The sequence below is a fragment of the Paenibacillus sp. CAU 1782 genome (assembly GCF_054551715.1).
In genome coordinates this window covers 1,510,210-1,525,000 of sequence record NZ_JBTOLL010000001.1, presented here as the reverse complement: position 1 = coordinate 1,525,000, position 14,791 = coordinate 1,510,210, and the positions used below count along the sequence as shown (strand labels likewise).

General features: G+C 50.6%; 8 protein-coding genes. 7 read left to right on the top strand and 1 reads right to left on the bottom strand.

Going from position 1 to position 14,791, the window contains the following annotated elements:
- Positions 1 to 11 precede the first annotated feature (11 nt).
- The 4 genes from ACX93W_RS07405 (at position 12) to ACX93W_RS07390 (ending at position 6,870) form a co-directional block, all read left to right on the top strand.
- Positions 12 to 3,341, top strand: coding sequence for a DUF5107 domain-containing protein (locus ACX93W_RS07405; RefSeq protein ID WP_459391649.1), 3,330 nt, complete (start codon positions 12 to 14; stop codon positions 3,339 to 3,341).
- Between the two features lie 56 nt (positions 3,342 to 3,397).
- Positions 3,398 to 4,369: a DUF4432 family protein gene (locus ACX93W_RS07400; RefSeq protein ID WP_459391648.1), complete on the top strand. Its 972-nt coding sequence runs from the start codon at positions 3,398 to 3,400 to the stop codon at positions 4,367 to 4,369.
- Entirely contained in the window at positions 4,366 to 5,421 is a 1,056-nt protein-coding gene (locus ACX93W_RS07395) for a Gfo/Idh/MocA family protein (RefSeq protein ID WP_459391647.1), read from the top strand. The genes ACX93W_RS07400 and ACX93W_RS07395 overlap by 4 nt, the downstream gene beginning before the upstream one ends.
- Positions 5,422 to 5,661: 240 nt before the next feature.
- Positions 5,662 to 6,870, top strand: coding sequence for a multidrug effflux MFS transporter (locus ACX93W_RS07390; RefSeq protein WP_459391646.1), 1,209 nt, complete (start codon positions 5,662 to 5,664; stop codon positions 6,868 to 6,870).
- Positions 6,871 to 7,012: 142 nt separating this feature from the next.
- Here ACX93W_RS07390 and ACX93W_RS07385 read toward each other — a convergent pair whose 3' ends face one another.
- The gene (locus ACX93W_RS07385) at positions 7,013 to 7,870 is read right to left on the bottom strand and encodes a helix-turn-helix domain-containing protein (RefSeq protein ID WP_459391645.1); all 858 of its coding nucleotides are present in this window, start codon (positions 7,868 to 7,870) and stop codon (positions 7,013 to 7,015) included.
- Between the two features lie 106 nt (positions 7,871 to 7,976).
- Here ACX93W_RS07385 and ACX93W_RS07380 point away from each other — a divergent pair, with 106 nt between their 5' ends.
- The 3 genes from ACX93W_RS07380 to ACX93W_RS07370 all read left to right on the top strand — a co-directional run bounded on the left by ACX93W_RS07380 (position 7,977) and on the right by ACX93W_RS07370 (position 14,786).
- Positions 7,977 to 11,162 (top strand): sugar-binding domain-containing protein, encoded by a 3,186-nt coding sequence (locus ACX93W_RS07380; protein ID WP_459391644.1) that lies wholly within the window; start codon positions 7,977 to 7,979, stop codon positions 11,160 to 11,162.
- 217 nt (positions 11,163 to 11,379) lie between these two features.
- Positions 11,380 to 12,981 carry a response regulator gene (locus tag ACX93W_RS07375; RefSeq protein WP_459391643.1) on the top strand — a complete coding sequence of 534 codons (1,602 nt, stop codon included), beginning with the start codon at positions 11,380 to 11,382 and terminating at the stop codon, positions 12,979 to 12,981.
- On the top strand, positions 12,978 to 14,786 hold the full coding sequence (locus ACX93W_RS07370; RefSeq protein WP_459391642.1) for a cache domain-containing sensor histidine kinase: 1,809 nt from the start codon (positions 12,978 to 12,980) through the stop codon (positions 14,784 to 14,786). The genes ACX93W_RS07375 and ACX93W_RS07370 overlap by 4 nt, the downstream gene beginning before the upstream one ends.
- The last annotated feature ends 5 nt before the right edge of the window (positions 14,787 to 14,791 follow it).

The window sequence follows — 14,791 nt, the reverse complement described above, 5'->3', positions numbered from 1 at the left end:
AGGAGTTGATCATGGTGAATGAAACAAATGCAAAAACAAAAGTATGGGAAGAAACCGTGCAAATTCCGACGTATGGAATAGGCAAACCTAATAAAAATCCGATGTTTCTGGAAAAGCGGGTGTACCAGGGAAGCAGCGGTAAAGTTTATCCTCATCCCGTTATTGAAAAGATAGAAGATGAAAAGAAACCCATGCCCTATCAGATGGTTATATTGGAAAATCAATATTTGCACATTGAAATTATGCCGGAATTAGGCGGCCGGATATACCGCGCGGTTGACCGGACAAATAACTACGATTTTGTATACTACAATCAAGTCATCAAGCCGGCGCTGGTTGGGCTTGCCGGTCCTTGGATTTCCGGAGGCATCGAATTTAACTGGCCGCAGCATCACAGGCCAAACACTTACGGCCCGGTCGAATACAAGCTGGAGGAACATGCCGATGGAAGCGCGACGGTATGGGTTAGCGAAATTGACCGGATGTATGGAACGAAAGTAACGGCAGGTTTTACGCTCCATCCGGACAAAGCCTATTTGGAAATATCCGCGCAATTATACAACCGTACCTCGGAGCCGCAAACGTTCCTGTGGTGGGCGAATCCGGCCGTTGCCGTCAATGACCATACCCAGTCGGTGTTTCCTCCCGATGTAACGGCGGTTTTCGATCATGGCAAACGGGACGTTTCGCGTTTCCCGATCGCAACCGGCACTTACTACAAGATGGATTATTCCTCGGGCGTTGATATTTCCCGTTACAGGAATATTCCCGTGCCGACTTCCTACATGGCCTACAAGTCCGATTACAATTTTGTCGGGGGCTACGACCATAACGTGCAAGCTGGACTTCTTCACGTAGCGAACCATCACATTTCTCCGGGCAAAAAGCAATGGACCTGGGGGAACGGCGAATTCGGCCAGGCTTGGGATCGGAATTTGACGGATGAAGACGGACCGTACATCGAGCTGATGACCGGCGTGTTTACGGACAATCAACCGGATTTCACTTGGCTTCAGCCCTACGAAGAAAAAACCTTTACCCAATATTTCATGCCGTACAAAAATATCGGCGTGGTCAAAAACGCGTCGACCGAAGCGGCGGTCAACCTTGAGGTAGAGGAAGAGCAAGGCATTGCCAGAGTGTATGCCTATGCAACCTCCCGCTACGAAAATGCGGTCATTGAACTTTCGGGACCGGAAGGCAAGTTGTTGTCGCAGCAGGTTACGTTGACACCGGCCGAAACGTTTGCGACGCGGGTGGAAATTCCTGCAGGCGTGCCGGAGCATCAGCTTGAATTGACGGTTAAAGACGCTTCGGGCAATCTGTTGATTTCCTATGCGCCGCAGCCAAAGGATATCGAGCAAGTGCCGGATGCCGCAAAACCGCTGCCCGAACCTTCGGAATTGGCAACGAACGAAGAGTTGTATTTGGCGGGACTGCACTTGGAGCAATATCGCCATGCGACTTTTGAACCGGAAGCGTATTACCTGGAAGGCCTCAAGCGCGATGAAAATGACAGCCGGATAAATGTTGCTTACGGTACGTTGCTGTTGCGCAGAGGATTGTTCGCCGAAAGCGAAAAGCATTTCCGCAGGGCCGTTAAACGCGTAACCTGGCGGAATCCGAATCCGTATGACGGCGAAGCTTATTACCAATTGGGTTTGAGCTTGAAGCTGCAAGGGCGTTCCGACGAGGCATTTACTGCATTTTACAAAGCGGTCTGGAGCGCGGCATGGCAGGATGGCGGTTATTTCTCCCTGGCGCAAATCGCCGCCGAAAAAGGAAATTACGCCGAAGCCCTGGAGTTGGCGGATCGGTCTTTGATTCGAAACTCGCGAAACTACAAATCCCGTAATATTAAAATCGCCATGCTTCGCAAGCTGGGCAAGCTGGACCAGGCAGAGGCATTTGCCGAAGAAACCATTAAGCTGGATGCCGCCGATTATGGTTCGCATTATGAGCTGGCTCTCATCCGGGAAGCATTGGGCAGAAAAAGCGACTCCGAAGAGATGCAAGGCCAGCTTAAAGTTCTATTGCGCGGTGCGTCGAGGAATTACCTTGAACTGGCCTCTGACTATAGTCAAGCTGGACTGTATGCGGAAGCAGCGAACGTATTGGGGCTTTTATCAGAATCTAACGATCCGCTTGTGAATTACACGCTGGGTTACCTGCACGAAAAGCTGGGGAACGAAGCATCTTCTCAACGGTATCTCCTTGCAGGCGAAAAGTCGCTGCCGGATTATTGCTTCCCGAATTCACTATTCGAGCTGCAGATTCTGGAATATGTCATATCGGTCAACGGCAATGATGCCAAAGCCAACTATTATCTGGGCAATCTGCTGTACGACAAGAAGCGTCATCAGGAAGCCATCCAGCATTGGGAGAAATCCCGTTCGATCGATGATAGCTACTCCGTCGTTCACCGCAATCTGGCCTTGGCTTACTACAATAAACAAGGCGATGCGGCAAGCGCCAGAGCTTCATTGGAAAAGGCGCTGCAATGCGATTCAAGCGATGCAAGGGTTCTGTTTGAACTGGACCAATTGTACAAAAAGATCGGATTGCCCGCGAGCGAGCGGCTTGATCATCTTGAAAAGCAGGAAGGAATGGTTGGCGACCGTGACGATTTGTACGTGGAATACGTGACGCTTCATAACCGTCTTGGCCAACACAACGATGCCATTCATCTGCTTGCAGCACGCCATTTTCATCCATGGGAAGGCGGCGAAGGCAAGGTTACGGGACAATATGTGCTGGCGCATGTGGAGCTCGCGAAGCGGCATATTGGGGAGGGAGCCTTTGAGAAGGCCTTAGAATTGCTTCATACAGCGCTTGTCTATCCGCAAAATCTTGCGGAAGGAAAGCTTGCCGGAGCGCAGGAAAATAATATTTATTATTATCTTGGCTGCGCATACGAGGGGCTGGATCAACAGGCGAAGGCGGAGGAAGCCTTCCGGATTGCTTCCCAAGGGCTGGAGGAGCCAACCAGCGCGATGTATTACAATGATCAGCCGCCGGAAATGATTTTCTACCAAGGACTGGCATGGTTGAAGCTGAATGATTCCCACGAAGCCAAACGCCGTTTTAACAAATTGGTGGATTATGCGGAGAAACATTTATTCGATGATGTGAAACTAGATTATTTTGCGGTTTCCCTCCCGGACTTTCTGGTGTTCGACGAAGACCTGAACAAGAAGAACGAAATTCATTGCCGGTTTATGAGGGGGTTGGGTCTGCTTGGGCTTGGCCATCACAAAGCGGCTGAAGCGGAATTCAATGAAGCTCTGACCTTGGATTGCAATCATATGGGTGCATATTTACATTTGCAATTAAGCAAATAAAGAATTGATCCGGGGCGTCTTGCCCCGGATTTCTTCTATGACTTGGGGGAATAGTCATGAGCGATGTGAAGTGGAAACCGTTTTCTCATCAAGGGTATACTTGTATCCAGGGAGAAAACGATGTTTTGTCCGTGACGATTGTGCCAGACCGGGGAAGCAAAATCATTTCGTTGGTCGACAAAAAGTCGGATAGAGAATGGATTTATCGGACGGATCGTCCATGGGAGCCTTTGAGAAACGGCATGGCGTGGGATGAAGGCGATCAAGGCGGTTGGGATGAAATGTTCCCGACAATTTTGCCATCATCTTGCCCGGATGAGAGTTGGGACCATATTTCCTTTCCCGATCATGGCGAAGTTTGGAATCGGCCTTGGCGTTATGCCATTGAAGGCGATAAGCTGGTGCTGGAAGTTGAAGGCGTACAGTTTCCATACACGTTGCGGAAAACGGTCACGCTTGCAGGGAGTCGGCTTCAGCTGTATTATGAGCTGGAGAATAAAGCGGAGGTTGTCTTTTCGTACCTTTGGGCCGCCCACCCGCTGCTTCAGGTAGAACCCGGGATGAAGCTGCAAACTTCACCGTCACAAGGGGAAGTCCAGCTTACGTATTCCCATCGGGAACGGCTTGGAGCGGCTCATGACATCGTTGAATTTCCATCTGCGTCAACGAAAAAGGGCGATGTTGTTGATCTTTCAACACTTGAGTCTGAAGCTGGCGGTCATGGAGAAAAATACTATTTTACCGAGCCTCTGCAGGAAGGGTACGCAGCAATTATCGACCCGGCGTCCGGCGCGGGAATTCAATTCCTTTTCGAACCCGAAGAGGTTCCTTATTTAGGGATATGGGCGCATTATGGCGCTTTTGGACATTACACGTTTGCCCTTGAGCCGGCGACGGGATATCTGGATCATTTAGGGGAGGCTTACGCTATGGGAAAAGTGAAGCAGGTGGCCGGCGGCGAGAAAGCAAGCTGGCGGTTGGAGGTTCGACTTGAGGGACATTTCCGCGCCGAAGGCGGGAGCTTATGAAACAACCTCTACGGTTTGGATTAATCGGGTTGGGTTGGCGGGCGGAAGCTTATTTACGGATTTCCCGCCATCTTGCGCAATGGTTTGAACCCGTTGGTATTGCCGTACGCGATATTGACAAATATCAGCATTTTGCAGCGAATCTGAAACTGCCCTTGTACTCAAAACCGCAAGAGCTGGCCCGGAAATGCGATTTCCTGGTGGCGGCGGTTTCTAAAGCAAGCATGCCTGCGGTGCTGGAGCAGCTTGCCGATATCGGCATTCCTGTTTTGGCGGAAACTCCCCCTGCTTATGATGAAGCCGGTTATCAAAAAATGGCGGAGGTCGCGGCGAAAAAGCCGAGCATACAGGTGGCTGAGCAATACCCGCTGCTGCCGCATCATGCTGCGCGTACCGCATTGATTACTTCCGGAACGCTGGGGGATGTTCGTCATGTTCAGGTTTCAGCGGCCCATGGCTATCATGGCATTTCGTTGATCCGCAAATGGCTGCAGGTTTCAAATGAGCGATGCCACATTACGGGGAAATGTTTTGAATACCCTGTCGTGGAGGTTCCTTATCGCGGAAAGGCAGCCGGTGACGGGCTGGAAACTGAACGCCATGAAGTAGCGTTGTTATCTTTTGAAAGCGGAAAAAGTGCCGTGTTTGACTTTACACGATCCCAATATTTTTCGCCACTGCGGCAAAATCGAGTTTTGATTCGGGGTTCGCATGGGGAAATCAGAGATAATGAAGTGACACGCAGTATCGGCAGCGGGGAGTGCGAAATCGATGTAATCCGCCGGGTTCAGGATGGCATGGAGGGCAGCCTTGGCCCGTTAGCTTTGCGGGGGCTGCGTCTTGGACAAACTTCGCTCTATCAAAATCCCTTTTATCCCGCGTCGTTATCTGACGAAGAGTTGGCAATGGCGGAAGCCATGTTGCGTATGGGCGAATACGCAAGTTCGGGCAAGGAATTTTATCCCTTATCCGAAGCTCTTGTTGATGTACGATTGTCGTTAGCGATTGATGCTTCAATCAGAGAGGGCGAAGCCATTACATCTTCTTCGTAACTACAGATTTCGGTCCAAAAGAACGCCAACCTTTTTAGCCATCTCCCTTGGGGGGCATGGCATTTTGTTTTTGATCCTGGTATCTGATGTCCGCTACCGATTTGTAATCGACATTAGTACGATGGACAAGGTATAATCAATAGTCGAGTTGATTGAGGGGCACGCCTTCACGGGTGCCTTTTCTTTCTTTTTTTTTCGATCACAACATCCAGAATAGAGCCGACAGGAGCATTTGACAGAATGACAAAACGAAAGAATAACGCGTTTGGACTAGTTTTGCTATTAGGGTTATTTTCAACGTTAGGACCGTTTACAATCGATATGTATTTGCCCGCGTTTCCGGAAATCGTGAAGCAATACGATACAACGGCTTCGCTAGTCCAGTTTAGTTTGACCGCTTGTTTGCTGGGACTTGGCTTGGGCCAACTCGTCATGGGCTCGCTAAGCGATGTGCATGGCAGACGGAATCCGCTGCTACTTTCCATGGCCTTTTTTACGGTATCGTCGCTCGCCTGCGCATTTGCGCCTACGATCGAAATGTTGATACTCTTTCGGTTTGTGCAAGGTTTTGCCGCTTCGGCGGGTATTGTAATTTCCCGCGCGATCGCGCGCGATTTGTATAGCGGCAGCGAGCTGACGAAGTTTTTTTCATTGCTCCTGCTAGTGGGCAATTTGGGGCCGCTGGTAGCGCCGGTTGCGGGCAGCGGAGTGCTTTCATTTTCACCATGGATCGGCGTCTTTATTTCGCTGGCGCTATTGGGCGTTTTTCTATTCCTAATGACAAAATGGAGCTTGCAGGAAACACTGCCTGCCGAGCGCCGCAGTCCGTCTAATTTTGCCCATCAGCTGCGAAGCTATGGCATGCTTCTGAGGGACCGCCAGTTTGTCGGCTATATGCTGGCCCAAGGGATTATGATGGCAGGCGTTTTTGCATATGTAGCGGGAACACCTTTTATCTATCAAAATATTTATGGCGCCACGCCAACTCAATTTGCTCTGCTGTTTGCGTCAAACGGCATTAGCTTGATCATTGGTTCCCAGCTTGTTGGTCGGTTGACGCATCGCGTGTCCGAACAGTTTTTTCTTGTGTTGGGCCTGTGGCTTGCCTTGCTGGCAAGTATCGCCGTCGTTGTCGTTGCCGTTATGGAGGGGCCGTTATTTGCCCTGGTCGTGCCGCTGTTCTTATTTGTTTGCTCCATTGGCATTTCCACGACGGCGGCGTTTCCGCTTGCGATGGAGAGTCAAGCTGACAATGCGGGCAGCGCTGCCGCGCTGCTGGGCGTTGTTCCGTTCGTGCTGGGAGCTATCGTTGCTCCGCTTGTTGGAATCGCGGGCGAAGATACCGCAATTCCGCTTGGCGTCATTATCCTCATATCCAGCGCAGTAGCTATGTTGGCCTATTTCTTGTTGGTTAAACCTGCGCCCAAGGTTAAAGGCGCCAAGCAATAACGTACAAGCCAGGACTTCAAACATTCTGCGATTCGGAATCGCTGCTAACCCAAAAAACGCTGTTTGCAATTTCCCTTTGCAGCAGCGTTTTTTTGATGGATATCACCATCGTGAAATCATGAACTCCATACCTGATACCTGCTTACTGGATGCCGCCCCTGAGCCGCTTTCGGTATTGGGAGGGGCTGACGCCGTAATAGCTGGCAAACTGCCGCGAGAAATAGTCCGGCGAGTTAAAGCCCACTCCCAGCGCAATCTCGGTAATGGGCCGCAGCGTGTATTGCAGCAGTTTTTCGGCTTGTTTCAGCTTGTATTTCATCAACGTTTCGATGATGGAATCCCCGACCTGCTCCTTGAACAAATGGGAGAGCCGGGAGGGTGACAAACAAACCCGATTGGCCAAATCCTGCACGTTGTGATCCTCGGTATAGTGTTGCGAAAGAATATCGAGCACTTCTTTTATTCGCGGGTCCAGTTCCTTAAGACGATGATTCCGGCTGGCGATTAATAATATGATTTCTTCAAGCGCGTTTAGTGTCAATTCATCCTGCAGCAAAGCATTGTCATCCAGCCTGTAGGACAATACTCTCCGGAAAGCCTTTTCCAAGACATTGCGCGTTTTGTCGTCTTCAATAGATAAATGAAAGATCGGTCCTTCCGTATTGCTGGAGGGGAGCCAATCCATCCAGGTCAAACGGGGGATGAAGTGCGCCCATAACAGCTCCCAATTATGCCCCTCTTCCGTAAAAAAGTCTTGCAGCGTGCCGGGAGATATGAGGGTTATTGTTCCTTCTGCGCAAGTCAGATAACCTTTGCATCCGTTATTTACGCTTCCTTTGCCCGATAACGTATACATGATCAGCCAATCCTTAGTTCCTTCCGGACGGTAACATGTGTAGCCATAAGGCTGATTGTAATAATCCGATATGAGAATTCCTGAAGGATGTGTATATTGGTCGTTTTTGAGATCAATAGCAGGATAAGTAGGTTTTTTAGCCATATCATCATTCCTTTCGGAGTTCACTCTATTCTACAATAGAGTGAGTAAAAGACTCAATATAATAACGCTTGCGACGGGATGGTAATATAAAACGGGAGATGATTGCATGCATCACACGCAGCAGAATCATGAGACTATAATAAAGCTTGAGGGGGACTGGCGGTATGCGCTTGACCCTCTGGATATAGGTGAGAGCGAGCAGTGGCATCAAACGCTGAAATCGGATTTGCAAGATGTAGTCAACCTCCCCGGAACGCTTACCCTTAATGGCGTAGGGCATGCGGAAGACTGGAGCGATGAGATGAACCGTGAATCGGTCCGTTCGCTTCGCCAGCGATATTCCTATAAAGGAGCAGCTTGGTATCAATACGAGACACAAGTGCCTGCCGAATGGGAGGGTAAACAGCTGAAGCTTTATCTGGAAAGGGTTATGTTTCAATCTTCGCTATGGGTAAACGGTCAATTTGCAGGAAGCCAGGACAGTTTGTCAGTTGCGCACTGCTATGATGTAACTGCTCTGATCAAGGCTGGAGAGAACAACAGATTAACGGTTCGTATCGACAACCGCGATGTACAGAATCTTGGCGTTTATCCCAGCGCTTATACGGAAGAAACGCAAACGATCTGGAATGGAATCGTTGGGCGCATAGAGCTTCAGGCTTCTGAGCCCGTATGGATTAGCGGACTTCAGATTTTTCCCGATCCGGTAGAGCGAACCGTTACAATAAAAGGCTCCTGTTACAATGCAACGGCATACGAAGCTCGGGCAGAAATCGTCATCACGGCTCATATCAAGCATGGGAAGAAGGGGGATCGTCCGTTGCCCGCACAGAAGGAGCTGGTTATTCCCGCTTCCTCAAGCGAGTTATTCCAATGGCAATACGAGCTTGGTCCGGACGCGCTTTTGTGGGATGAGTTCTCGCCTAATGTGTATGAATTGAATATGGAAGCAAAAGTCCATACGGAGCATGAACGCTACGAAATCGAAGCGGTTCAAACCTTTGGCCTTCGCAGCTTTAGAAGGGAAGGACGCCAGATTATGGTGAACGGAAAACCAACCTTTTTGCGGGGAACACTGGAGTGCTGCATATTTCCTCTGACGGGACATCCTCCAATGGAGCTGGGAGAGTGGCTCTCCTTGTTCCAAACAGCAAAAGATTATGGCTTGAACCATATTCGCTTCCACTCCTGGTGTCCGCCGGAAGCGGCGTTCCAAGCTGCTGACCAGTTAGGGATCTATGTTAAAGCGGAAAGTCCGATTTGGATGGATACATGGAATTTGCCGGTGGGCACGCACCCGGAGCATTATACCTATTTGCCGGAGGAAGCGCGCCGAATAATGGATACGTATGGGAATCATCCATCCTTCTGCATCTACAGCAACGGCAACGAGCTTAACGGAGATTTCGATTTGCTTCATAAGATGGTTGTCGATTTAAAAGAGGGCAATGACAGACAGTTATTCACCTTGACGACGAATTGGGACCGTTCCATGGATCCCGCAGATGACCTTTTCTGCGCTCAGACGGTTGATGGCGTAGGAGCGAGAGGTCAATATTTTCCGGACCTAATGTCTGAAGGCACCCTGCTCGATTTCCGCGAGGCCGTTGCAAAACGCGACGTACCGGTTGTTACGCATGAAGTTGGCCAATATACCGTTTATCCGGACGTTGAGGAAATTGATCTATATAGCGGAGCGCTGCGTCCGGTCAATCTGGAAGTCATTCGCGCCGATCTGGAACGGCGCGGCCTGTCAGGTGATATCCGGAAGTTTGTTCGCGGATCCGGCATGCTGGCTTTGCAACTGTATCGAGAGGAAATTGAAGCCGCCTTGCGGACGCCGGAGCTTGGAGGATTCCAACTGCTGGATCTGCACGATTTTCCTGGTCAAAGCACGGCAACGGTAGGCATTTTGAATGCTTTTTGGGAATCAAAGGGTTTGATTGAACCGGAAAAATTCCGTCAGTTCTGCGGTCCGGTCGTGCTCCTGCTTCGGATGCCAAAGCGAATTTATACAACGGCTGATCGTTTTGAGGCAGATGTCGTTGTTGCGAATTTTGGAGCTGGCGAGTTATCGGCTTCGGAGGTGACGTGGACCATTGCCGATGGATCGGGCCGTATACTGGACAGTGGCAAGCTGGCGACAGACAGCGTGCAGATCGGCGCAGGTATTCCAATTGGACAATTTGCGTCGGATGTCATCCAGGGGATACCCCATAGTGATTGCTTGAACGTAACGCTGGAGTGGGCATGCGCTGAGGGACCTGCCAACTCATGGCGAATTTGGGTCTATGCGGATACAGAGAATCAGCTTGCAGCCGAGTCTGACCTGTTTGTGACGAATCGTTGGGACGAAGAGACGGAGCGTAAACTGGAAGCGGGACAAAATGTTCTCTTCCTTGCTTCTGAAGGAGATTTGGAGCATGCCGCGCCAGGAAAATTTTATCCCGTATTCTGGAGTCCAGTTCATTTTGCGACCGAAAATCCGAACGGCATTGCCGTTCGATCCGAACACCCTGCGCTTGCGGGTTTCCCGACAAGCGATTATGCAGAGCATCAATGGAAGGATCTGCTGGATCGATCCGTTTCCCTGTTCATAGACGACGGTATTCCGTTTAATCCTATCGTTCAGGTCATTCCGAACTTTTACCATAACCGCAAGCTTGCCAATCTGGTGGAGTACAAAGCGGGGAAAGGCAAGCTTTTGATCTGCGGCATCGATATCCAGAACGATCTGGAAGCCCGTCCCGTTGCAGACCAGCTTCGGCGCAGCCTGGTCGCCTATATGACCAGCGAAGCATTTGCGCCGGAATCGTCAATCGAGGTGGATGCGGCGCGAGAGCTGCTGAAGAAGAAGGAGCCGGATGCGGCTTCCGGAGCTACGCAGCGGCTTGCGGGCAGCGAGCTTGCTATAGGCAAAGAGGCTTCAAGCGATAGCGCGGCAACTGGCGACCATGGGCCGTCCAAAGGAAATGACGGAATTGGACATACGACGTGGCTTGCGGCGGATGATGCCGCCGGGCATTGGTGGCAGGTCGATCTCGGGGAGGTACGTTCCATTACAGGAACCAAAGTGAAGTTCCATCAAGAGGGTAATTTCCTCTATGTGATCCAGGTGTCCAGCGATGGATCGACATGGAATGTAGTGGCGAACCAAACGGGACAAACGTCGACCGAGCAAGAGCGCAGCGACCGTTTTGATGCAATCGGCCGGTTTGTCAGAATCGTATACAACGGCGTGCCTGCGGGCATTCCGGCGGGGCATTGCGTATTTGAGGTTTATGGCCGTTAATAGGCAGGAGCATATGGGGGTTGTCCGAAGTGGCTTTTCGGACATCCCCTTCTCCGTCCTGAGAAGGGCAAGGCAGCTGCCAAAAACCACCTTCAAAAATCAAAGGTAATCGCATATTCTCGAAGTAGGCACGCCGGTTAATTTGAATTATAATGATACTCTATGGCGTATTTTAGAAGCGTCATCGTAATTTGCCCATGCTTCGGGAGGTGTCCTCATGAAATTGCTTATCGTAGAAGACGAAAGTCGTACAAGGGAATTATTGCGGACTTACATTCCATGGGAAGAGCTTGGCATCGGCGCGGTGGAGACTGCGCGAAACGGCATGCTTGCGCTGGAAAAGGCAGTGGAGTGGAGGCCCGACATCATCGTGTGCGACGTTCGTATGCCCAAGCTGAACGGAATCGATTTTGCCAGGCAATACCGGGAGGTCGATCCGCAATGCAAGCTGATTTTTTTGAGCGGATTTTCCGATAAGGAATACCTGAAATCGGCCATCAATTTGAAAGCGTTAACATATTTAGAGAAGCCTATCATATTGGGCGAGGTTCGCGCGGCGGTGGAGTCTGCCGTGCAGATGTGCGGCGAGGAGAATCGGAAGAAGGCGGAGAATGTTCAACTGCAGGCGGAAATCGACCGCAGCTTGCCGTTTCTGCGGCAAGAAATGGTAAGGAAGCTGATAACCTTGCCGGATTCCCCCCATGTGGAGCCTGCGCTTCGCAGTCAGGACACGTTTCTGCTGCCGGCTAACGGACCGTTTACGGTGATCGCCGCCAATTTATATTGGAATCCCGTCGATCATCCCGAAGATCCCGCTCCCGTTCACGGCTGGATTCTAGACAGCATCAATCAAGAAAAACAATTATTGTCGCTGCGTGCCATCGCCGGCTTTGATTCGTATAATCGGCTCGTCATGATCGTGCCGGGAGCATACCGAAGCTCCTATCGCGAGGGCCGCGATACCATAGAGGCCGTGGCTGGAATTCTGGATAACATAACCGGACAAAATATCGAGCTGCAGATTGGCGTCGGGGAGCCGGTCAAGACGTTGTTGGACATTCCCGCGGCTTACAGACTTGCCTCATTGGCAAGTTCGCTTCAATATTACAGCAATAACGAAACGCCGATGTTTTCGGATTCGCTGGGCGGTCATGATCCGCTTCATACCAATTGGGAAGAGGTCCGCCGTTTGCGGGATCAGCTTCGCCGGGGCGAAATACAGGAAGCTAAGGAAACATTGCGGCAGTGGACCGCATATGCGCGTTCCCGTATGGATCTGGATATTTTGCGGGTTAAAGATACGTATTTTCAATTTCTGCTCGTCATTATGGAGGTTTCCGTTCAACTGGGCCTTGCGGAGCTATCGGAGGATACGGAGAAGCGTTACATGTGGAAGGAAATTGATTCCATATCCAGTCTGGATGCCTCGGAGAGGTACGTGCTGACGTTTCTGGAGCTGCTGAATGAACGTCCGGGCGGAAGCGATCTCCCGGGTTCGGGGAAAATGCGCGATATTATCCACTACATCAACGGCCATTTTCACGAAAGAGGCTTTACTATTAAAGCTATCGCCGATCATGTTCAATTGAGCGAAACCTACCTATGCGCTTTCTTCAAAAAGCAAAAAGGCCAAACCATCAAGGAATTTATTACGGAGACCAAAATGAACAAGGCGAAGGAGCTGCTTCGGGACTCCAAGGTCAAGCTGTTCGAAATCGCAATGAATCTGGGCTTTACGGATGCCAATTATTTTACGACGTTTTTTAAACGTTGCGAAGGCATCACGCCTAGCGAATACCGGGAGCGTGTGTCCAAGTGAAGAGGAAGCTGTTTGGTTTCTCGAATCTCAGCATCCGGTACAAGCTTTTTATTTCTCTATTGCTTATCGTAACCATCCCGTTTTTATTGCTGCTCTATATCCATGTTGCGACGACCCAGAAGGAAAGCGCGGAAGCTGCCATCTATTCCTCGCAAAAGATCCTGGGCGAAACGAAGTCGTATCTGGAATATAAATCCCAGGCGATTACGGAAGTATTAAACTTTATTGCGTTTAATTCATTCGTGCAAACTCATGTGTCATCGGAATCCAGCCAATACGAGGACGTAAACGTTTGGCATATGGAGGCGTTGCAGCTTTCCCGGCTCATCAATCAATTTCGGTATAATGACGAAATTGATTCCATACAGGTGCTGATGAGGCACGGTCTGGCCGAAGCGACAGAAAACAACGACTTTCTTCGGATGGACCGGTATGAATCGGAGGCATGGTACAAAAGCTTTGAGGCCTCCAGCGCGGCATTCGCCTGGATGCCCTCATCGGTCATTGACGGAGAAGCAGCAGGCAAGGAACTGACCATCCTGCGCAAAGTGCCCAATGCCCATAATATTAAACAGTTTGACGGCATCATCCGCGCGAGATTGAATGCGTCGGCAATGGACTCCGTGCTGGATCACTCCATCGTCACGCCAAACGCCTCCGCCTTCTTGTACAACGAACAGGGGCAGCTGTTGGGCCAGGCGGATACGGAGCAGGAGGCAGTTCCGTCAATCCAGGATGTGGCGATCCTCCAAACGACCGCTTCAAGCGGCTCGGTTTTTTTTGACGACAACTATACGCTGGACGGCAAGCGCCATCTGCTTGGCGTTCAACCGGTGCCCAATACGCCGATGCTGCTGGCGCTGATCGTGCCGTATTCCGATATTCTGGAATCAAGCACAAAAGCGCGCAACCGCATTATTTCCATCTTTTTGCTCGTAGTGCCGTTGACGCTTCCTCTGTCGTTTTATGTGGCGGGCTCCGCTACAAAACGAATTCGCGGTTTGATCCTGCATGTGCGCAAAGTGAAAAACGGCAAGTTCCAGGTTGCGCCATTGTCGGCAAACGAAGATGAAATCGGAGAGCTCACGCACAATTTTAACGTCATGGTTCAAAACATGTCCAATCTCATGAATGAAACGTATACGCTGGGCCGGGAGCTTAAAAACAAGGAGCTTAAGGCGCTTCAGGCTCAAATTAATCCGCATTTCCTCTATAATACGCTGGATTTGATCAACGTAATGGCGATCGAGTCGGGCTCGAACGATATTAAGCGGGTGGTGGACGAACTTGCCGTTTTTTACAAGCTGAGCTTGTCCAATGGCAAGGAATACGTCACACTAAAGAATGAGCTGCAGCACATCGAGGCCTATGTACGGATTCAGAATATGCGGTTTGGCGATGGCATTCAGCTCATCACGGAAGTGCCCAGAGAGCTCCATGACCGCGAACTGCCCAAAATACTGCTCCAGCCCCTCGTTGAAAACGCCATCCTTCACGGAATTATGGAGAAGGACAGCGAGAAAGGTATCGTTGTCATCTCGGCTTGGGAAGACAGGGGCGATATGGTCATCGAGGTGAAGGATGACGGCGTAGGCATGGACGAAACAAGCCTTGCGGCCATCTTCACGGGATACAGCGGAAAAAGCAATGGCGGCGGTTACGGGGTGCGCAACATCGAAGAGAGGCTGAAGCTGTCATATGGACCCATGTACGGAATGGTGTTCGAAAGCAAGCTGGGGGAAGGAACTCGCGTCATGCTGCGCGTACCGGAGCAACTAACCGGCGTGGAACGGGCGCTGTCGTAGAGGAG

Coding starts and splice junctions, on each gene's coding strand:
- ACX93W_RS07390 (WP_459391646.1), top strand. CDS start 5,662: ATGACAAAACGAAAGAATAACGCGTTTGGACTAGTTTTGCTATTAGGG.
- ACX93W_RS07405 (WP_459391649.1), top strand. CDS start 12: ATGGTGAATGAAACAAATGCAAAAACAAAAGTATGGGAAGAAACCGTG.
- ACX93W_RS07375 (WP_459391643.1), top strand. CDS start 11,380: ATGAAATTGCTTATCGTAGAAGACGAAAGTCGTACAAGGGAATTATTG.
- ACX93W_RS07400 (WP_459391648.1), top strand. CDS start 3,398: ATGAGCGATGTGAAGTGGAAACCGTTTTCTCATCAAGGGTATACTTGT.
- ACX93W_RS07395 (WP_459391647.1), top strand. CDS start 4,366: ATGAAACAACCTCTACGGTTTGGATTAATCGGGTTGGGTTGGCGGGCG.
- ACX93W_RS07380 (WP_459391644.1), top strand. CDS start 7,977: ATGCATCACACGCAGCAGAATCATGAGACTATAATAAAGCTTGAGGGG.
- ACX93W_RS07385 (WP_459391645.1), bottom strand. CDS start 7,870: ATGGCTAAAAAACCTACTTATCCTGCTATTGATCTCAAAAACGACCAA.